This window comes from Sinanaerobacter sp. ZZT-01, assembly GCF_035621135.1.
In the GTDB taxonomy this organism is placed as follows: Bacteria; Bacillota; Clostridia; order Peptostreptococcales; family Anaerovoracaceae; genus IOR16.
Map to the genome: position 1 here is coordinate 81,290 of NZ_CP141728.1, position 19,760 is coordinate 101,049.

A 19,760-nucleotide genomic window follows, 5' to 3' on the forward strand; every position below is an offset into this window, starting at 1 on the left:
TTTCATTTTTAATTTCTTCCTGAATTCAATGCAGCTCGGATCAGTTCAATTTCTGCCTTATGTCCGGCTAAATCATTCGGCGTTTCCAAGTAAAATGGTAAATCCGACAATTTCGGATGGGTCAAAATATTAAGAATCGCTTCCATCCCGATCTTTCCGTTCCCGATTGTTTCATGGCGGTCCTTATGACTGCTGATTTCATTTTTACTGTCATTCAGATGTATCGCATAAAGCTTGTCCAGTCCAATAATTCTATCAAATTCCTGGAGAACCCCATTCAGATCATTTACAATGTCGTAACCGGCATCAAAAACATGGCAGGTATCCAAGCAGATCCCCAATTTATCGCTTTGTTCAACGCCTTCCATAATTTGATACAGTTCTTCAAACTTACTGCCGACTTCTGTTCCTTTGCCTGACATCGTTTCAAGAAGAACCATCGTTGACTGCTTCGTTGTTAAAACCAAATTTAACAACGAAATTACCTGTTTTATTCCAGCTTCTACACCTTGCCCCACATGATTTCCCGGGTGAAAATTATAAAAATTTCCCGGCAGATATTCCATTCTTTCTAAGTCATCTTTCATAGTCTCTAGCGCAAAACTCCACTTTTTCGGTTCAGAAGAACAAGGGTTTAGAGTATATGGGGAATGTGCTAAAATTCTTTCCATACCATTTTCAGTCATTAAGTTTAAAAGTTGTTGGACATCTTCTAAGTCCAGCTCCTTTGCTCGGCTCCCTCTTGGGTTTCTTGTAAAAAACTGAAATGTGTTAGCATTTATTTTAATTGCATCCTGCCCCATTGCATAAAACCCTTTAGCCGACGACAGATGACAACCGATTTTGAGCTGATTTTCAGACCGCATTCTCACCCCATCCTTTGCATACATCCACCCACTCCATACAATCTGCATATTTCTCCAATTCCGGTATTGTCAGTTCTATCACACTATTACTGCTTCCACAGGCTGGAAATACCGTAGTAAATCGTTTTAAGGATTGATCGAGATAAATAGAATTATCTTGCTTTACAGCAAACGGGCAAACCCCTCCAATAGCATGTCCTACCAATTCGAGCACTTCATCCGGTTTCAACATTTTTGCCTTTATTCCAAATTTTTCTTTATATTTTCGATTATCTATTTTGGCATCACCAGCAACAACAACCAAAATACACCCCGAATCTCCTTTAAACGATAGTGTCTTTGCAATGCGCTCAGGTTCACACCCAAGTGCTGAAGCTGCTAATTCAACGGTCGCACTCGATACACCAAACTCTAATATTTTATCTTCTAAATTCCATTGTTTGAAATATTCTCTTACTTTTTCAATCGACATATCATCACTTCCCTTCTTAATTCTCAGAACTATTTTAATTCTTTTTATTCTCTTCGTCAAACCATCTGGCTCCTATAAAGAAGATGGTGATATTATGTTTTAAAAAACTCTCATAATAAGAATAAGTTTAATTTTTATCAATATCATATCATTTATTATAATGAAGCATATACTAACAATATAGCAAATGAATCTACGGAGGGACTCTCATGCAATTTAAAAATCAGGAAGATACAAGTAATAAACCGTACCTTACATACGACCAGATGAATACTCTTGTCGCAGTACAAAAACTATGGATTAGAATGGGAGTGTGGAATCGCTCCTATATCAGAGCCTTAATTTACGATACTCCTAATATAAAATCATCAAAAAAAGGTATGCTTTCCCTTCCAGCAGAAGTCGGCTCCATGTCTAGTATCTTCTTTGGGACAGAAAACGGAAAAACTCTCGAAAATTTATCTTTACAATTTAACGAAACAATGATGGAAGTGATTGAGGCCATGAAATACGGAGACCTCATCCTAACAAATACAAAGGTAATTGAGTGGTATCACATAGCAGATGAAATCGCTACTTTTTTAGCAAAAATTAATATATATTGGGACAAAAATCAATGGCAGTATTTGCTTTATCAATATATCAAATACAAAATCGAAGAAGTCAATGCTATTGTGACCGATAATACAGATGCAGAAATTAATTTATATAATTTAACAGAGAACATTAATTTTTTAATGTCAAACTATTTTGCTCGCGGTGTACTTTTTGCAAACACCGGTCTTGAAATTCTAGGTAAAGGCAAAGGTAAATGTTAATTTTAAAAGATCCTTCCGATCATCTCTTCTATAAAAAATAGAGAAAGCTTCGCAAGCACTCTCTGTTTTTATAGAAAAGAGGTATCCCTCAAACTTATTTGCTTTTAGAAAACCCCTTTTTTATAATATGTCAAAAAATAAATCAGTCATTTTCATTCACATTTTTATATTCAAACCAATCTGCCAAGCTGTAAATGCCGCATTCTTTATCCGATGTTTTATCTTCTCCTTTTTCTCTATGAAATAAAACCTTGTCTCCTATGATTTCGTTATGCGGCCAGTTGGCTGGAGCAAATACTTTTTTAATGGAAGCCATCTTTAAAGCTTTCGCTGTTCTAAGTATTTCATCAATGTTTCTTCCAATCTCTTTTGGATATTCCAATATCGTTCTCACTTTACCATTATGATCCACTATAATAACAGCTCTGACTGCTACTGTTTCATCTTCATTCGGATGGATTAATCCAAGTGTCTCGGCAACAACTCTCTTTTCATCATCGATAACCGGAAATTCAATTTGTACATGAATATTATCTTTGATCCATTGAATCCATTGATGATGTGATTCCAAACTATCTACGCTTAGACCGATCAACTCCACGCCTAAATCGTTAAATTGTTTCATTTTCTTCTGAAAAGATACGAATTCAGTAGTGCATACCGGTGTAAAGTCTGCCGGATGGCTGAATAAAATAAACCACTTTCCTGCGTAATCCCCCGGCAATTGAATGCTTCCTTTTGTTGTTTCTACCTTAAGTTCAGGAAATCTATCTCTTAATGCGATTTTCATATAATCATTTGTATGAAGTCTCCATTAGATTCCTCATACACTCCTTTCTTAAAACTTATGTTCAAATACTCTAACTTTATAATAGTAATACCCAATTTTTCCTTATTAGAAACATGATTCTACTATTTTTATCTCATTTCCTAGAATATATCTCATGCAGATATTCCGGTCATCTCCAGCATAGCAAAAACGTTCGAGGCGTTCCAGTGGCGCAAACTCTTGATTTACATACAGATTGTAAAAATCTTCCTCCGAAACGTGCTGCCCTATAAAAAAACCCGCAAAATTCAACTCAAATTATTGCAGGTTTTCTCTCTTCTCATTTTGTAAAAGCTTATTGTTCTCTCGTCTTATAAGTTGAGATTCCTAAAAGATCACTAATTGGGCAATAACGTGTCAGTCCAGTGATTAAAGGTACCAATCCAATAATTCCCCACCAGCTTTGGAAGTAAATACCCAAAAGCACAATCGCTAATCCAATCGTAAGGCGGACTATTTGCTCTGTCTTTCCAACATTACATTTCATCTTCCGATCCATTATTTTTCTCCTCCTTTCTTGGTTTTATCAATTCTTCAGAAAATTCTCGTGACAGCATTGATGTGTATTCCTGCTCTGAAAGGTCTTTCGTAAAAGGTTTCTTTTCTTTTGAATGTCCAGCTAAGCGAATTGCTATATAAATCAAAGAATAGACTGCAATGATTGTAAAACCCGCAATCAAACCCGAGACTTGTCCTGGTATAAAAGGCATGCTGAGGATAATTACAATCATGCTAATCAAAGAAAACCATGAAGTATACGGGAAACCAGGCATCTGGCATTTCCCTTCCGGCGGACATCCGTTTCTCTTACGCAGCCGGATATGTGCCGCCATAATCATCACGTACGTAAATAGCAGTGCGAATCCTCCGGAACTAATTAAAAACAAATATATTTGCGGCAGAAAGATACCGATCCCCAGCCCCAGTAACATCGCCGATCCAGAAAACAAAATTCCTCGATAAGGAACGTCCGTTTTATCTTTCAGCCAATTTGGTGCATGTCCTTCCGATACGAGAGAACGCATCATCCTGCCAAGTCCAAACATGGCTGCTAGCATCGTCGATATAATTGCAGTTATCATAACAATATTCAGCGCTGTACTTCCCCATCCAATTCCCTGATAATTCAAAGCTGCCACCATTGGACTGACATCTTCTTTGATATTTTTTGCAGGAATCAGCGGAAATAAAAAAGCCATGGAAAGGATATAAAAACCGACAAGGGATAAAATCGTATACAAAATTGCCTGTGGGACTGTCTTTCTGGGATTCTCACTTTCAGAAGCAGCAAGTCCGATAATTTCGAATCCGGCATAGCTGAACATGACAATCAACATACTTCCGGCAATTCCTTTAATACCGCCTGTCATAAAGGGCTCTCTGCTTAATTCGCCTGCTCCGATCGCCGGAGTTTGAAAGGCAATTCCTAAAACCAATAACGCTGCGATTACGATAAAAGAGGCAATGGCAAATAGTTTTACCGCTGCAAGGCCGCTTTCCAATTTACTTAATTTATCGGCTCCAAGTAAATTAATAAGTGTCACACCAATGATGACAGCACCTCCAAGTAAAGGTATGGAAATATTCGGAATCCACTTGCTTACCAATATCGACACTGCCGTTGCTTCACTTGACATTGCCAAAACCATCCCCGTCCAATAGACCCATCCGACAATAAAACCGATTCCCCGCCCAAAAGCCTGCTCTGCAAAGGTTCGAAAGGAACCTGAATCCGGATTTGCAACCGTCATTTCAGACAATGCGATCAATATAAAGTAGACCAAAATTCCACCGAGTACATAAGCAATCATAATGGATGGTCCCGCAGCACGAATTGCAACTGACGATCCAACGAAAAAGGAACCTCCGATTACCGTTCCTAATGCCATCATCGTAAGCTGCCAGGCAGATAATCCTTTTTTATTTTTTTCCATAAGTTACCTCTTAATTTTTTATTTATTTGTCTTTTTTCAAACATTTATCGTAACATTAAGTTATTATTCCTCAAATTCAAAAATATATAAGAGTAAGAAGTAAATTTGACTGATTTTCTCTGCTTACGTCATAGAATATCCAGAAGGCAAAGGCGATTTTCCCTTAAACTTTATTTTATTAGAATTAAAATATCTAAATTTATAAAATAATTACTTTCGTTCTTTAAAAAGTTAATATTTGCTTCTCGTATTACAAATGTCAGCTTCGCTTCATTATTTTCAACAGTAAAAGAGGCTTCCTCATTGGACAGTTCATATTTTTCTTCCGTATAACCACGATACCTTGAGAAAATTTCCTGCACATTCCATCGAATTACTTCTTGGTTTGCCTGTACCAATATAAAATCAAATGTATCCCCTTCTTTTACCTTATTCAAAGTATAATTTCTCCCTGACTGCTCGATTTCGCAGATTTTAGTCTCCCGATTGTCATCTGTATTTAAAAAGACATGTACCAATGCATCATATCCTTGAATATCAATGAGCGCATCCGACTTTAAAGAAACATAAATAAATCGGCTTTGGCTCGATTCTTGCTCGTATCGGTCAAAACCAAACGTGTTATAAAAATCTTCATAAAACGAAAAGTCTTTTGGAAACCAGGCGATTTTGTCTGTATAATGCATGCGTTCTAAATATTCAACCGACAGGATGATTTTTTCTTTATCTTCATCCGGTATAGCCTCTTGCTTCAAAATTTGATTGTTTCGAAGCATAGCATTTTTAATCAAAACATGTTTCAATCGGTTTTCCTGGCTGATTCGGCTGACAGAAAAAGCATCCACCGGAGGCACAATGCAAATAAGGGAAAAAAGGATGAGCATCACTGCAAGGATGCCATTTTTCTTAATAGGTATGAAACACATCACTATCCCGGCCAAAATTGCATAAATACCAAACACGATGATAAAATATCGTGTATGAGTGATTCCCGTTTCTTTTAAACTCAAAAGAGAGGAAGCAATTTGAAATGCCATCATCGGAACAAAAACCCTTGGAAGTACTCTTCGAAACCAAATAGAAAATTTATTTTCCATCCGACTCGTCAGAAGATATACAAGGATCACCGCAGTTGCATAAGATATGAGCATTGGCTCTAGTAACCTGCTTGTCCAAAAATCTCCTTGAATATTTATTACGATGTAAAGCAGTAAGATGATCGTAAACGCCGATAGCAGAGGGACAACCACATTAGACAGTAAAACCTCTAAAAATTTCGGACATCCCGCTGCATTTTTTATTAATTCATTTTTTTCCGCAATCCGGTCAAATTCTTCTTTATGATCTTTTTCCCCAGGGAATACCGGTATCAAGGATAGAAAAAAAACGGGTGCAAAGAAGAGAAAGGAAAGATTTGCTACATGCAAATATGCAGTTGAACGAAGCGGTATAATCAATAGATCCAATGCCGCTATGATAAAACTACTTCCCCCGAAAATGACGAGGGAAAAAAGCAAGGATTGAAAAAAAGCCTTAAATGCAATGAAAAAACTTTCATTAAAAGTCACTTGGCTGCGAATCGTTGGAATCCAAAGGTAAGCAGAAAACAACGCTGCTGCCCCCAGTAAAGTTCGTATCCCAATCTCTTCGCTGAATTCAGAAACAGATTTAATGATTAAATAGTATCCTAAGGTAAAAGCAGAACTGCAGCCTATAAAAGCAAGGCGAATGGATATTTTATAAAAGAAGCGCTCAAATACCGCCTGCAAAGATAAACTAAAAAAAACTCCAAAAATGCAGCTTAAAATCTCTATTATATAATCTTTTCCGCTTTGTATGGAATAAGAAACCAATACTGCTGCTGTAAAAAGAAACACAACGGCCAAAGGATAACGTGCAACTGCATTATGGATTTTATTTAAGCTTCCTCGCATGATTCTCAGTCGACTCATTTTAATAGCTCCTTAATTTCTCCTAATATATAAAAATTATTTTAACATTTTATTGAACAATTATGTAGAAATTCAAAAAATGCTTCTTATGCTATCGATTGAAATCCCATCATCTTCCTAACATACTTATCAAACCATCGAGCAAACTATATCTTGTAAGGAGTTACATTTTGATTTTCAAAACATGCAATTGCATGAGTAACTTACTTGCCAAGACGGGATATCAGCCCGTCTTTCTTTTATATTAGAAAATTGAGGTGATTTATATGGCAAAGGACAGTCAGCCCGATAACAAACAAGCAAGAATGAAGAAGTGTAATTATCAGACTCCTATTACGAAAGAAAACCAAAATCAAAATAGAAATGCAAAGAAACAATCCATTGAAAACAATGACGTTTAATCGTTATGGTGTTAAAAAAGCTGCAAGCCAATTTGCAGCTTTTTTCTTTACATATATTCATATTTGTTTCGATACAGAAAAAGAAAAGTAATAGAGAAGAAAAAAGTTAAAAGCTCAGCTAAAGGTATCGCCAGCCAAATACCCCTTACAGAAAAAAGGTTCGGTAGTATTAATAGCCCTGTTGTTATAAATCCAAATGTCCGCAAAAAAGAGATGAGCGCAGATACTTTTCCGTTCGAAAGTGCCGTAAAAAAAGCTGAAGAAAAAATATTACATCCACAAAACAAGAAATTAAAAGAAAATATAAAAAATCCTTCAAGCGCAATGCAGTAGACATTTGAGCCTTCCGCAGAAAAAAAGCGGACGATATGCGGTGCAAATAAAATCGATACAATAAATATAAATATTGATGTCAATAAAATCAAAAAGATACACATGCGAAAAATTTTTTTTAATTGTGCATGATTTTGACTCCCATAATGATAGCTGATGATAGGCGCAACACCGATTGAAAATCCAATATATAATGTGCTCAATAAAAATTGTGAGTAGATGATAATCGTAATACCTGCTACCCCTTCTTCGCCTAAGTATCTCATCATTAAACCGTTAAAAAAAATCGTTGTAATTGCAGTAGAAAGCTGCCCAACCATCTCAGAAGAACCATTGTAAGCACTTTCAATGATTAGCTTTAAATCAAATTTCGGCAGACTAAAATGCAATACTTCTTTTTTTCTCATAAAAAAAAGAATCCCCGAGACAGCAATTATAAGAAAACCGATCCCATCTGAAATTGCAGCTCCGGCAATTCCAATTCGCCATTTAGCAATAAAAATATAATCAAATGTGATGTTAATCAGCCCTGCTACAAGTGCCAATAAAAATCCGAGTCCGGGCCTTCCTGCGGTTACAAACAGTGTTTGGAAAATAAGCTGCAATAGATTGACCGGAAGAAACAGTAATAAAACCATAAGATAGATGTGGCAGTATGGAAGCAGTATCTCACTTGCACCAAGAAAATGAAGAACCGGTTTGATAAAAAGTATTCCCAAGACAGATAAAAAAAGACCAAGTAGAATCCCAAAAATTGTAATAAAGCTGAGATTTTCACAAGCACCCTCAGGATTACCTTCACCCATTTTTCTTGCGATCACAGCACTGCTTCCTACTGCAAGCATCGCACCTACCCCAGTGATTAAGTTAATCGCTGGACAAACAATATTTATGGATGACAATGCATTTGTATGAATAAAGCGTGCAACAAAAATAGTATCGACAATCGTATACATGCCGACAAAAACCATCATAAAAATAGTGGGAAAGGCAAACCTCAAAAGGGAAAACAAATCAAAAGGCCGAGAGAGAGGATTCTGAAAATCTTGCTGCAAAACAACATCATCGTTCATCTGTTTCCCCTCCTCACCTGTGATTGAAAAATAAATTTCTGTGTTGGATATCCATACTCTTCTAAGAATTCTGCTTCTGTAAATCCAAGACGTTTATAGATTTCACGGTATCCGGTATCTGCTTTATCCCCCTCCCGAAACGTCGTTATACTGATTTCTTTTCCTCTGCAAATATCCCGCGTCACTTTATTCAAAAATGCTTTTGCAATTCCCAGCTTCTGATATTGAGGATGAATCCCTAAAAAGTCGATACTTGCCGTATCATAAGAAAAAATCATGATACCAATTGCAATTGCTTCTTTTTTTAGAATTAATGCCCGTTTCTCTTGAATGCATTCATTCAAGATTCTCATGTAATCCTCTTCGATAAGACATGGAAATCCGTCTACCACAAGGCGTACCAAATCCATCCATATTTCCATATCCTCAGGCTCTGCAAATTTGATATAATCTTCAAGTTCCGGCTCCGCAGTTGAAACTAAATGTTCATGCAACATAAACTTTAGCTGCAATGGATAATATACTTCGTTTTCTCGAAATTGGTTTGGTGATTTTTTATACATCTCTTTAAAAATAGTCGTAAATGCCTGCTGACTCTCGTATCCTGCTATCCATGCAATTTCTAAGATAGACTGATCCGAAAAGACAAGCAGCTTTGCTGCTTCCGTTAATTTTCGCCGCTGTATATAGTCATGCATTGTCATACCGACTACACTTGTAAACAGGCGATGCAGGTGGTACTTCGAATAATGAACCGCATTTGCTACGATGCTTAAATTCAACGGTTCCGCTAAATGTTCTTCAATGTAGTCAATTGCTAATTTAATGTTTTTAATATTTTTAGACAAAATAATGACCTCCTTGTACAAGTATTTTACCAAAAATAAAAAACACTCTTTTCATGATTCTTGCTCTCTTTAATCCACTCTCTCAATCCTCTGTCAACTTATTTGTTCCGATGACGTGTACGCTGTATCCGCTTCTCCATCTAATCACTCCTAAAAATATTTATTAAAAAAATACTATTTTTTATATATGAGATTGTACAATAAGCTCAAACGCTTTTTTTGATATTCTTTTAACCGGTGCCTTCGTAATATTTGAATTAACCAAGATACTCACGTCAAGCTGCGGGCAAATCCAAAAGCTGGCTCGAAAGCCATCATCCGTTCCCTCGTGCCCATAAAGGAAGTATCCATTTTGCTCTCTGATAAACCAGCTAAGTCCAATGTGTTCTCTGTTGTTTGGTACAAGCGCACATTTTTTCCAGATCATTTCATAGGTTTCCGGTTCCAAAAGCGATGCAGTCTCATGACGTCCTGTAATATGATTTAAATGCGATTCCGCAAATCGCTGCATGTCTGATATGCTGGAAGTTAAAGTTGAGCTTGGCCCATGCACTCTGTTGTACGGATAATTCGCTTCCAACACCATTTTATCCTTCTCATCCCGCTTATGCGGTATCGCCAATCCGACACGGCTCAGATTTTCCAAAGATAAAAGTTGCTTTACGATTTCAGTTTTATTACAAACAGCCTCGCCTTCGTTTCGTAACTTCTTTATTTCCGGCAAGCCATAGGTTCTTTCAAACGTCAATAATGTAGACTGCTTCATTCCAAGTAATTCAAAAATATTTTTTCGGATGTATTCTTCAAATGTTGTTCCCGTCTTTTTTTCAATCACCGCACCCAGTATTTCATATCCCACATCGGAATAGTGGAATATAGCATCATCCGGTCTACTTAAAAACTCAATTTCTTTTACTTCGTTCGAGACCACATAGCTTTGTAATGCTCCTTCCTCAATTTCTGGCTTATCCCAGCCAAAATCCTTTACATTGCTCAAACCCGATGTATGTGTTAATAAATGTCTCACAGTAACCTCTTCAAATTCAGGCTGTACACCTTTTAATAGAGGAAATAGGTCTGTCAGGCGTTCTTCCAAAGAAAGAATTCCCTTTTCCCACAGCTGCATGACAGCAGTTCCCACAAAAAGCTTCGTGACGGAAGCCATGTGAAAAATATGATCCGCATACATCGCTTCTTTTGTTTCAACATTTCGGTAACCAGCTGCGCCTTTGTAGTGAAAGCCTTTCGGTGCAATTTTACTGTTTTTCCCTATATTGATACCCAAAACCAGCCCAGGCAAAGAATACTCTTCTACAGAAGCCTGTGCCAGATGATTTAATTTGTCTCTTAGTTGCTCCACTTTCTTTCTCCTTTCTGAATCAATTTCATCAATTGTATCCTATTTTACAATATTTTTAAAGTCAGCAAAGGGCGATGTGATATTTTGTATGGATTATCGTATAAAAAACTGGTGAATTGACAAAATTATCTTTGAAAGGAAGTGAATAACAATGGTAATCGGTTTACCTAAAGCAATGCTTTATTATAGATATCAAATTTTATGGGAAACATTTTTCCACGAGCTGGGTTTTGAAACAGTGACAAGTGGCGATACCAATCAAAAAGTATTGGAAGACGGTGTAAGATACTCAATTGATGAAAGCTGCCTGCCTTCTAAAATTTTCATGGGGCATGTTCATTCTTTAATTGGAAAATGTGACTATATACTAATCCCTCGAGTTGTCAACTACGGTTACTGCAAAGAGGTCTGCGTCAAGTTTAACGCATTATATGACATTGTAAACAACACATTTGAGAATGTAAACATCCTAGATTACAACCTCAGTGTCACACAAGGTGAGAAAGAACAAAAAGGTTTTATAAAAATGGGAATGATTTTGGGAAAAAGTCCTTTACGTTCTCTTCATGCTTACAAAAAAGCAAAAAAAGCGCAAGCACTTCATGATACCTTAAAAGTAAAGGAACAAGAGCGCATCTTAGAGAGCGAAAAATTAAAATTGTTAATTGTCTCTCATCCTTATATTACTTATGATCGTTTTATTGGATTTCCAATTACAGAATACATCCAGAGGTTAGGAGCCATTCCAATTTATGCGGATCTCATCAATAAAAAAGAAAGCTTGAAACGCTCTGAGGAAATTTCAGATTCCTTGTATTGGCTTTATAACAAAGAGCTGATCGGTGCCATTCAATTATTGGAAGACAAAATTGACGGTATTATTTTGCTTACAGCCTTTCCATGTGGACCTGATTCACTGGTAAATGAGCTCATTCTTCGTAAATCAAAAAAGCTGCCTACGATTAACATCATTGTAGATGAGCTGCAAGGTGAGGCAGGTCTACAGACACGAATTGAAAGCTTTTTAGATATCATTCAACAAAGACTCGACCAAAAAGAAAAAATACAAAAAAGGATTGTTTAATATGCAAAAGATAATTAGTTTTCCGCACATCGGAAATTATTACGTGCCGATAGAAATATTCTTGAAACTGATATTCCCTGAACACATCATCCTTCCATCTCCTAAAATAACAAAGCGCACCCTTGAGTTAGGCAGCAAATACAGTCCGGATTTTGTATGCGTGCCATTCAAATATAATCTCGGAAATTATATTGAAGCATTGGAAAACGGCGCAACTGTTTTAATTCAAGTATGTGGAGGATGCCGCTACGGCTACTATGCTGAAATTCAAGAAAAAATATTAAAAGACTTAGGTTATCAATTTGAATTTATAAAGATTGGCTGGGGTAAATTTAATCCGATAAAAATATATCAGCTTTTTAGAAAAACAGGAGCTTCTGCTTCTTTTCCTACGTTCATCCGTTATGCTTTACTCACCATTAAAATGATTGAGGTATTAGACTCTTTTGAAAGCTATATACGAGAAAATATCGGGTTTGAAAAGAAGAAAAACAGTCTTGAAACCCTTCATCAACAGTTCTTGTCCGATCTGAGAACCGTACGCGGCTTTCGTCAATTAAGCAGGCTGCAAAGTGAGTATAAATCTAAATTAAAGACAATTAAGATAGAGAAACCCTCTGATTGCTTAAAAATAGGCATTGTTGGAGAACTCTATTCATTAATGGAGCCCTTCAGCAGCTTTTTTATCGAAAAGGAGCTGTCTAAGCAGCAGATTCAGGTTCGCCGCTTTATTACCGTCACTTTTTTGTTAAATAAATTGAAGCTGGATAAAAAAATATTAAAATCCGCCGGTTCCTACTTAAAATACGCAATTGGCGCAGATGGAACTGACAGTGTGGAGAAATCGCAGCTATTAGCCAAACAGGGGTACGACGGGATCATTCACATGAAGCCATTTGGATGCACACCAGAAGTAAATGCAATGCCAATTCTTCAAAAAATAAGTAACGATTATAAAATACCGATTCTTTATTTCAGCTTTGATTCGCAGACTTCTGAAACTGGAGTGAAAACCAGATTAGAAGCCTTTTACGACATGCTCTTAATGAGAAAGGAACACGAAAAATGCAAACAGCTTATTTAGGTATTGACACCGGTTCAATTTCTACAAAAGGTGTTATTATTGATGAAAATAATAAAATTCTTGCTGCCGATTACATTTGGACGGAAGGTGATCCAATCGGCGCCGTAAAAAAAATTGTCAATCTGCTCAGGCAGCAGATCAATGAGAGGAACATTTCCATTTTCTCGATCGGCACTACGGGCTCTGCCAGAAAATTAATCGGAGTCATGCTTGGTGCAAAAGTAGTGAAAAATGAAATAACTGCTCACGCAATTGGCACCCTCTCTGTCTTTCCTGATGTGCAAACCATATTTGAAATCGGAGGGCAAGATTCAAAAATCATCTTAATCGACGATGGGGTTGTCGTCGACTATGCCATGAACACAATTTGTGCCGCCGGAACCGGCTCCTTTTTGTCTTCACAGGCAAAAAGACTGGGGATGGAGGTAACCGAATTCGGCGAAATCGCTCTGGCCTCAAAAAACCCGTCAAAGCTTGCTGCAAGATGCACTGTCTTTGCTGAATCCGACATGGTACACAAGGCTCAAATCGGACATAAGAAAGAAGACATTATCGCGGGGCTCTGCACTGCTGTAGTCGCAAATTATCTGAATAACGTCGGGAAGGGCAAGCGGATAAAAGCTCCAATTGTCTTTCAAGGAGGCGTAAGTAAAAATGCTGGTGTAATCCGAGCCTTTGAAGAAGCGACTCATGAGAAAATTCATGTAGACCCAAACTCTCATTTAATGGGTGCCTTGGGAGTTGCAATACTATCAAAAAAAGCTAAGAGAGAAACTCCTTTTCCTCTTAATATTTCCGATATTACCTATGAGACTATGGGGTACGACTGCAAAGGCTGCCCAAATCATTGTGAGATTATCTGCTTTTATAAAGATGGCATCTTAATCGATTCATGGGGGAACCGATGTGCGAATGGAAACCCGATGCAGCAGTCATTAAAAAACGCCTGACGAAAGGTTCTATTCATTATAAAAAGACCGACCTCCCAATCGTTAGATTTTTAGGTCTAACTTTTGGGGGCCGGTTCATTTATCATTTTTGCATCATCCTTTTTTCATCTAAGCTCTACATTTCTAATGTTTTATTCGTACTTTCCATCTGATACTCTACTCTCTCTATTTTGCACCGCTTCATAAGGCTCACAAGGTTCTGTCCTCTCATTCAATTCCACTCTTTCTTCCTTATAATTCACACTGCTCACTTCCCGTAATTGAAATTGTGATACTAAGTTCTTTAAAAAATTGGATTGGCTTGACAATTCTTCACTTGCCGCTGCACTTTCTTCCGCAGTTGCAGAATTTGTCTGCACCACCTGAGAAATCTGGTCAATTGCCTGCGTCACTTGTGTAATGGAAGAAGCCTGCTCTTCAGAAGAACGTGCAATCTTATCTATAACCACATTTACGTCTTCTGTCTTATGAACAACCTGATCTAAAGAATCTGCTGTCTTCTTTACAATCTGCACACCATTTTCAACGGCACTAATGCTGCTTTCAATCAATTCTGCTGTATTTTTAGCACTTTCAGCTGATTTTCCTGCAAGATTTCTCACTTCATCTGCAACAACAGCAAATCCCTTTCCTGCTTCACCAGCGCGAGCCGCTTCAACCGCTGCATTTAATGCAAGTATATTCGTCTGGAATGCAATGTCATCGATGCTTTTTATAATTTTACCAATTTCACTGGAGGTATTGCTGATTTCAGACATCGCATCAATCATTTGTTTCATCAAATCATTGCTCTGCACAACAAGATGCTCTACCTCGTCGGCATTCAATTTTCCATTGTGCGCATCTTCTGCATTCTTTTTAATATGTTCAGATATTTTATTCATCATGCTGAGCATTTCTTCTATAGACGCAGCCTGTTCACTTGCCCCTTGGGATAGTTCTTGCGCTCCGCTGGATACCTGTTCTGAACCAATTGCAACTTGCTCAGAAGCCTCGTTGATGTTTGAAAGCGCATTGGAAAGCTGCAAAATAATCCGTTCCATAGATTTCCGTAAATTTAAAAATTCACCGATGAACAGATCTTCGGCATTACTTTCTACTGTGAAGTTTCCGTTTCCAATTTCACTGAGTCCATAATCCAAATCCTTGATAATTCCAACCACTGTATTCATCAGAACCCGCATAGCATCTGCCAGCTGTCCGAGTTCATCTCTACTCTCATAAGAAATTTCAGCATGCAGATTTCCTTGTGCAAGTATCTGCGCCGCAGAATTAATTTCCTGTATTGGTGTCAAAATTACTACTTTAATCGCTCTTATCACAAACAGGGTAACTATGACTGAAATCACCATTGTAAGAATTAGGATAATAAGGCTGGCATACAGTATTCTATTTGCTGTTTCACTATGTTCCTCTCCAAATTGTATTTCACTATCCGAAATATTTATAAAAATTTCGGCACTTTTTTCAAAGATAGGACGATATTCATTTAAGTATAGATCATATGCCTGTTCATCTTGCCCACTTCTTAATTTTTCTGTAATTTGTGTCCTTACATCAGAGAGATCATCTAAATTCGAATCTAATTCTTTAAAAACACCTTCCTCTATATCAGAGTTTTTGCTTAGGCTTTCAACAATGCGATACACATTTTCTGCATCTTCTTCAGCATCTTGAAGATACTGATTTACATTACTCTCCTTTTCTTCAATCAATGCTGCCAATAAATTTCTCTCTATCGATACCATATCTCTTCGCATCTGCCATACATATCCCGTATTCGGTACCGTCTGATTCGAAAAGTCTTTGATTTGCTGCCCCATAATTGTCATACTAACAATCGCAACTCCGGAACTGAAAATCAGCATCAATAAAATAATGCCAAAACTTACTGTTAATTTTGCATTCACTTTTAAATTTTTCATCATTTGAGCAAACCCCCCTTAGATTAACGCTTTCTTCGATTTTTGAGTGATACTTATTTAATTTGACTGCAATGTGGTTATAGTAATGTGGTAAGAATAAAAAAATAGATTTTTTAGACAAAAATTGACAAACTGTTTTGTTAAATTATGAATTATCCAATACTTTACGTATTATCTAATACTTAAAGTATAACCTATATGATTATAACTTTAACTTCTAAAAAGAACAAGTTAAACCAATACAATTATAAATATAAATTTTATTTGGAGGGATGTAAATGCAAAATTTAAAAAAAATAAGGACAGAAAAGAAAATGAATCAACTCAATTTAGGAATGAAAGTAGGTGTCGACCAAGTATCGATTAGTGCTTACGAACTTGGAAAATCATACCCAAGTATTCAAACTCTATTAAAAATATGTACTCTTTTTCATGTTTCATGTGATTTTCTTTTGGATTTAACCGATATACGAACTCCAGTCAATGAATTGATCATTAATCAGTTTACAGCGGATGAACTGGAGTTACTAGAGGTTTTCCGACGAATCCCCCAAAACAAAAAAGAACGCGCTATTGGAATATTGATCGGTTTATCAGAAGATTTTTAAATTACAAAATATCAAGCACCTAAAGAAACGTAGGCAGGAAAAACTTTTCCCGCCTACGTTTAAACAGCATAACTATTTTATTATTTAATAATTAACATCCTATTATCATACTGATTGTTATGTTACATTGGATTAAGCGTAAAGCTCTTGAAACATCTTTCGAATCGGTTCGCTTTCTCTTAATACCTGTAATGTAATTTCTGCATGTCCTTCACAATAACCGTTTCCTACAATCATCTCGATATCTTTGCCAACACCTTCTGCACCTAAAGCTGCTTTTGTAAAGCTTGTTGCCATGGAGAAGAAGTAAACGATTCCATGTGATCTGCAAGCAAGGATGCAAGACATTTCTGTATTTTCAATGTTTACACAGTTAATAACAAGGTCTGCAAGCTTTCCGTCAGTAAGTTCGGAGACGATTTTGTAAATTTCTAAAGAATCTGTTGCATCTGCAAGAACGTATTCATCTGCGTATCCTAATTTTTTTGCTCGATCAATTGCTCGATCCAAACCATCAATTACGATTACCTTTCCAGTTACGCCAACTCTCTTTTTCGCTTCATACGTAACCAACATTCCTGCTTTGCCGCCACCGCCAACAACGACTACCGTATCGCCTACTTTAGCAAATTTTGCTGTCTGTGCAGGTGCTCCGGCAACGTCCAACGCAGATAGTGCTAAGCTTTCAGGAATATCGTCAGGAAGCTTTGCATATAAACCACTCTGGAATAAAATAGCCTGTCCTTTAATATCAACCTGATCAATATCCGGTCTGATTTCTATAATTTCATCAATTTTTAAAGGTGTAAGGGAAAGAGATACTAATGTTGCAATTTTATCTCCAACTTTTAAATCTCCTTCAAAGTTAGGTCCGATTTCTTTTACAACACCAATCAGCATACCGCCAGAACCAGTCCACGGATTTTTCATCTTTCCAGCTTTTTCAACAATCTGTAAAATTGTTTTCTTAATTTCTTCGATATCTTCACCTGCTCTTTTTTCAATTTCAGTAAAAGATGCAGAATCAATATTCAATGTCATTACATCAATCAATACTTCATTATCGTAAATCTCCATTGTATTATCAATCACATCAGCAGGCTGTGGAAGCGCTCCCTTTGGTGAAATAACTCTTTGTGTTCCGTATGGGCAACCTTTTTTCATAATAATTTCCTCCTTCATTACTTTCTACATTTGTTCTACATTTGTTTGAATTAGCTTTTGTCAGAATAATTTATATTACTGTAACTCGTAACTGTTTAACTGCAAAAACTTTCTTTGTTCGCTGTTTTATATTAAGCAAATATCATGCCATTATTTCCAAACCGATTATTTTTCTATTTTTTTATTAAAAAACAATAACTTTTATTTATAAAATATTAGTATTCCAAAAAAAATGTATTTTAACAAAGAACAACTATATAATTAAAAATTTATTGCTCCCTTGATTTGATTCAAAAGTGGTTCAATTTTGTCGAAATTAGAACCCAAAATAGTTCATAAATTTTTAGTTTTTTTAGAAAATTAAATTAATTTCCGTTTCACTTTTTGTGCCCCAGAAGGTAATATTTCAATAAAAAAAAGATTGCATATTTCTATGCAATCCTTTTACAGTCTTTACTTATACGTAATCAAAATCATCCGGCGCATCAAACCACTTATTACGTCCTGAATGAAGGACAAAGCATAAGACAGCCATAATGACATAACCTATCATGAACGGAGATTTTGGGAAGATTCCCAGCGATGCACTGTGTATGAATCCGAAAAATGATAATGCAGCTCCTGCCAATGCGGTAACTCCCGCTTTATCTAAACGCCTGTCAATAATAAACACTGTCAAAGTTCCTAAGATGATGCCAATGATGATCGCTCCCGATTTCACTGCTGATACTCCGTTCCACATAACACCTGATTCCGTTAAGCTCTTGGTTACTTCACTTCCGTATCCGACTAACCCAGACGGTAATGTCTCTGTCCATATATCTGCAAGCCCTACTGCTCCGGTTACCTGTGTAAACAGAAAATCCGCGATCGGTGGCACCATCGCAATTCCGATTCCCGCATAATGTTTCGCATCACACGCTCTAAACGCTTGAGAGAGCATGATTATGGAACACCACAAATATGTAATTGCAGCAATTGCAGGCGGAACCAGTGCGCTAAAGGTTGTAAAGAGACCGAAGATTCCTGCACACGCAAGCAAGATCCCTCCAAGCCACGAAAAACCAATGCTTGCTCCTGATTTTTTAAGTCCGGCATGACCCAGCCAAACGGTATTTGGTACAACCCCGCCGAATAGTGCCGAAATCATAGTACAAACTCCATCCGTAAATTGTGCTTCTCTGATACTATAGTTGTCGCCGGCAGCATTTGCCGCTTCTACGTTATCCATTGTCTCAATAAAATTATAAATTTCAATCGGTATGATAATTGTGAGGTAAGGAAGAACAATCGCAAATCCATTTACAAGCGCCTCGATGGAATTAGCCGGATTTGGTATAAAAAATCCGATACCTGAAAAATCGACATGTGTACGTCCAATCAGCAAGGCATAAATAATTCCACCTACAATTGCCACAACAAACGGAGGGATTTTCTTAGGAAACAAATAGCCTCCGAATACACCAATCATCCCTACAAGTAAGATTGGAAGTCCAACGACAGGATCACCAAATAAATCAAAAACTCCCTGCGTTGCCATCCAGATAAATCCGATCCCGGCTACTGTACCTAAAAGTGCTGCACGTGGAATCCTCTTTTTTAACCACGGCCCGATCAACCCACCGAGAAATTCAACCATACCTCCAATAAAGCAAGCTGCGACCGCCGCAGACCACGCAAGCTCCGGATCATTTAAGGAATAATGTAACGGCATGATAACTCCATATAAAATGACAAACATAGCTGGTGTCGACACACCAGACGGCAAGGCAGTCACATCACTTCGACCTTCTTTTTTCCCCAATTTATACGCCATGTACGCATAGTATAATCCGCCTGCCAAAAGTCCCACGGACATACCCGGTATGACTCTCCCGTAAACCAGTTCATCCGGCCATCCAAGTACGCCGGACAGAGTTGCGATTATTATAATATAATTTACAATATTGTTTGTAAGTACATACGTTAACCCACCGATATCTCCTCGGTTAAACAACGGCAGATGTATTTCCGATTTCAACATAAGTCACTCTCCTTGATGTATTTTAAAATATCCTAA

18 protein-coding genes are annotated in these 19,760 nt (G+C 37.1%); 6 read left to right on the forward strand and 12 right to left on the reverse strand.

What is annotated here, in order from left to right; translation table 11 throughout:
- Positions 1-8 precede the first annotated feature (8 nt).
- Both U5921_RS00435 and U5921_RS00440 read right to left on the reverse strand, forming a co-directional pair.
- Positions 9-866: a deoxyribonuclease IV gene (locus U5921_RS00435; RefSeq protein ID WP_324824573.1), complete on the reverse strand. Its 858-nt coding sequence runs from the start codon at positions 864-866 to the stop codon at positions 9-11.
- On the reverse strand, positions 856-1,338 hold the full coding sequence (locus U5921_RS00440) for a YbaK/EbsC family protein (RefSeq protein WP_324826020.1): 483 nt from the start codon (positions 1,336-1,338) through the stop codon (positions 856-858). Before U5921_RS00440 ends, U5921_RS00435 begins: the two co-directional genes overlap by 11 nt.
- 209 nt (positions 1,339-1,547) lie before the next feature.
- Here U5921_RS00440 and U5921_RS00445 point away from each other — a divergent pair, with 209 nt between their 5' ends.
- Entirely contained in the window at positions 1,548-2,156 is a 609-nt protein-coding gene (locus tag U5921_RS00445; RefSeq protein ID WP_324824574.1) for a hypothetical protein, read from the forward strand.
- A gap of 142 nt (positions 2,157-2,298) precedes the next feature.
- Here U5921_RS00445 and U5921_RS00450 read toward each other — a convergent pair whose 3' ends face one another.
- The 4 genes from U5921_RS00450 to U5921_RS00465 all read right to left on the reverse strand — a co-directional run bounded on the left by U5921_RS00450 (position 2,299) and on the right by U5921_RS00465 (position 6,871).
- Entirely contained in the window at positions 2,299-2,946 is a 648-nt protein-coding gene (locus U5921_RS00450; RefSeq protein WP_324824575.1) for a peroxiredoxin, read from the reverse strand.
- A 334-nt stretch (positions 2,947-3,280) separates the two neighbouring features.
- Positions 3,281-3,484: a DUF2892 domain-containing protein gene (locus tag U5921_RS00455; RefSeq protein WP_324824576.1), complete on the reverse strand. Its 204-nt coding sequence runs from the start codon at positions 3,482-3,484 to the stop codon at positions 3,281-3,283.
- Positions 3,462-4,919 carry an amino acid permease gene (locus U5921_RS00460; protein ID WP_324824577.1) on the reverse strand — a complete coding sequence of 486 codons (1,458 nt, stop codon included), beginning with the start codon at positions 4,917-4,919 and terminating at the stop codon, positions 3,462-3,464. Before U5921_RS00460 ends, U5921_RS00455 begins: the two co-directional genes overlap by 23 nt.
- A gap of 170 nt (positions 4,920-5,089) precedes the next feature.
- On the reverse strand, positions 5,090-6,871 hold the full coding sequence (locus tag U5921_RS00465; RefSeq protein ID WP_324824578.1) for a hypothetical protein: 1,782 nt from the start codon (positions 6,869-6,871) through the stop codon (positions 5,090-5,092).
- Between the two features lie 266 nt (positions 6,872-7,137).
- Here U5921_RS00465 and U5921_RS00470 point away from each other — a divergent pair, with 266 nt between their 5' ends.
- Entirely contained in the window at positions 7,138-7,272 is a 135-nt protein-coding gene (locus U5921_RS00470) for a hypothetical protein (protein ID WP_324824579.1), read from the forward strand.
- 47 nt (positions 7,273-7,319) lie between these two features.
- Here the strand turns inward: U5921_RS00470 and U5921_RS00475 are convergent, their stop codons facing one another.
- The 3 genes from U5921_RS00475 to U5921_RS00485 form a co-directional block, all read right to left on the reverse strand.
- A complete protein-coding gene (locus U5921_RS00475; RefSeq protein WP_324824580.1) occupies positions 7,320-8,678 on the reverse strand; it encodes an MATE family efflux transporter in 1,359 nt (452 codons plus the stop codon).
- Positions 8,675-9,526 carry a GNAT family N-acetyltransferase gene (locus tag U5921_RS00480; RefSeq protein WP_324824581.1) on the reverse strand — a complete coding sequence of 284 codons (852 nt, stop codon included), beginning with the start codon at positions 9,524-9,526 and terminating at the stop codon, positions 8,675-8,677. The genes U5921_RS00475 and U5921_RS00480 overlap by 4 nt, the downstream gene beginning before the upstream one ends.
- Positions 9,527-9,707: 181 nt before the next feature.
- Positions 9,708-10,886: a serine hydrolase domain-containing protein gene (locus U5921_RS00485; RefSeq protein ID WP_324824582.1), complete on the reverse strand. Its 1,179-nt coding sequence runs from the start codon at positions 10,884-10,886 to the stop codon at positions 9,708-9,710.
- Between the two features lie 151 nt (positions 10,887-11,037).
- Between U5921_RS00485 and U5921_RS00490 the strand changes: the two genes are divergently transcribed.
- From U5921_RS00490 to U5921_RS00500, 3 genes are read left to right on the forward strand one after another with little or no spacing between them, the layout of a single operon-like run.
- Entirely contained in the window at positions 11,038-11,970 is a 933-nt protein-coding gene (locus U5921_RS00490; protein ID WP_324824583.1) for an acyl-CoA dehydratase activase-related protein, read from the forward strand.
- Position 11,971: 1 nt separating this feature from the next.
- Positions 11,972-13,054, forward strand: coding sequence for a 2-hydroxyacyl-CoA dehydratase (locus U5921_RS00495; RefSeq protein WP_324824584.1), 1,083 nt, complete (start codon positions 11,972-11,974; stop codon positions 13,052-13,054).
- Positions 13,036-14,004, forward strand: coding sequence for an acyl-CoA dehydratase activase (locus U5921_RS00500; protein WP_324824585.1), 969 nt, complete (start codon positions 13,036-13,038; stop codon positions 14,002-14,004). Before U5921_RS00495 ends, U5921_RS00500 begins: the two co-directional genes overlap by 19 nt.
- A 131-nt stretch (positions 14,005-14,135) precedes the next feature.
- On the opposite strand, the gene U5921_RS00505 is transcribed toward U5921_RS00500, so the two are convergent.
- Positions 14,136-15,932, reverse strand: coding sequence for a methyl-accepting chemotaxis protein (locus tag U5921_RS00505; protein ID WP_324824586.1), 1,797 nt, complete (start codon positions 15,930-15,932; stop codon positions 14,136-14,138).
- A 275-nt stretch (positions 15,933-16,207) separates the two neighbouring features.
- On the opposite strand from U5921_RS00505, the gene U5921_RS00510 reads away from it, so the two are divergent.
- Positions 16,208-16,537 carry a helix-turn-helix transcriptional regulator gene (locus U5921_RS00510; protein WP_324824587.1) on the forward strand — a complete coding sequence of 110 codons (330 nt, stop codon included), beginning with the start codon at positions 16,208-16,210 and terminating at the stop codon, positions 16,535-16,537.
- A 132-nt stretch (positions 16,538-16,669) separates the two neighbouring features.
- On the opposite strand, the gene U5921_RS00515 is transcribed toward U5921_RS00510, so the two are convergent.
- Both U5921_RS00515 and U5921_RS00520 read right to left on the reverse strand, forming a co-directional pair.
- Complete coding sequence (locus U5921_RS00515) at positions 16,670-17,701, reverse strand: zinc-binding dehydrogenase (protein WP_324824588.1); 1,032 nt, start codon at positions 17,699-17,701, stop codon at positions 16,670-16,672.
- A 457-nt stretch (positions 17,702-18,158) separates the two neighbouring features.
- Entirely contained in the window at positions 18,159-19,724 is a 1,566-nt protein-coding gene (locus U5921_RS00520; RefSeq protein ID WP_324824589.1) for a xanthine/uracil/vitamin C permease, read from the reverse strand.
- Positions 19,725-19,760: the final 36 nt, after the last annotated feature.

Bases quoted from the DNA above. Each gene is read 5' to 3' on its own strand.
- U5921_RS00435 (WP_324824573.1), bottom strand. From the start codon at position 866: ATGCGGTCTGAAAATCAGCTCAAAATCGGTTGTCATCTGTCGTCGGCT.
- U5921_RS00440 (WP_324826020.1), bottom strand. From the start codon at position 1,338: ATGTCGATTGAAAAAGTAAGAGAATATTTCAAACAATGGAATTTAGAA.
- U5921_RS00445 (WP_324824574.1), top strand. From the start codon at position 1,548: ATGCAATTTAAAAATCAGGAAGATACAAGTAATAAACCGTACCTTACA.
- U5921_RS00450 (WP_324824575.1), bottom strand. From the start codon at position 2,946: ATGAAAATCGCATTAAGAGATAGATTTCCTGAACTTAAGGTAGAAACA.
- U5921_RS00455 (WP_324824576.1), bottom strand. From the start codon at position 3,484: ATGGATCGGAAGATGAAATGTAATGTTGGAAAGACAGAGCAAATAGTC.
- U5921_RS00460 (WP_324824577.1), bottom strand. From the start codon at position 4,919: ATGGAAAAAAATAAAAAAGGATTATCTGCCTGGCAGCTTACGATGATG.
- U5921_RS00465 (WP_324824578.1), bottom strand. From the start codon at position 6,871: ATGAGTCGACTGAGAATCATGCGAGGAAGCTTAAATAAAATCCATAAT.
- U5921_RS00470 (WP_324824579.1), top strand. From the start codon at position 7,138: ATGGCAAAGGACAGTCAGCCCGATAACAAACAAGCAAGAATGAAGAAG.
- U5921_RS00475 (WP_324824580.1), bottom strand. From the start codon at position 8,678: ATGAACGATGATGTTGTTTTGCAGCAAGATTTTCAGAATCCTCTCTCT.
- U5921_RS00490 (WP_324824583.1), top strand. From the start codon at position 11,038: ATGGTAATCGGTTTACCTAAAGCAATGCTTTATTATAGATATCAAATT.
- U5921_RS00495 (WP_324824584.1), top strand. From the start codon at position 11,972: ATGCAAAAGATAATTAGTTTTCCGCACATCGGAAATTATTACGTGCCG.
- U5921_RS00500 (WP_324824585.1), top strand. From the start codon at position 13,036: ATGCAAACAGCTTATTTAGGTATTGACACCGGTTCAATTTCTACAAAA.
- U5921_RS00505 (WP_324824586.1), bottom strand. From the start codon at position 15,932: ATGATGAAAAATTTAAAAGTGAATGCAAAATTAACAGTAAGTTTTGGC.
- U5921_RS00510 (WP_324824587.1), top strand. From the start codon at position 16,208: ATGCAAAATTTAAAAAAAATAAGGACAGAAAAGAAAATGAATCAACTC.
- U5921_RS00515 (WP_324824588.1), bottom strand. From the start codon at position 17,701: ATGAAAAAAGGTTGCCCATACGGAACACAAAGAGTTATTTCACCAAAG.
- U5921_RS00520 (WP_324824589.1), bottom strand. From the start codon at position 19,724: ATGTTGAAATCGGAAATACATCTGCCGTTGTTTAACCGAGGAGATATC.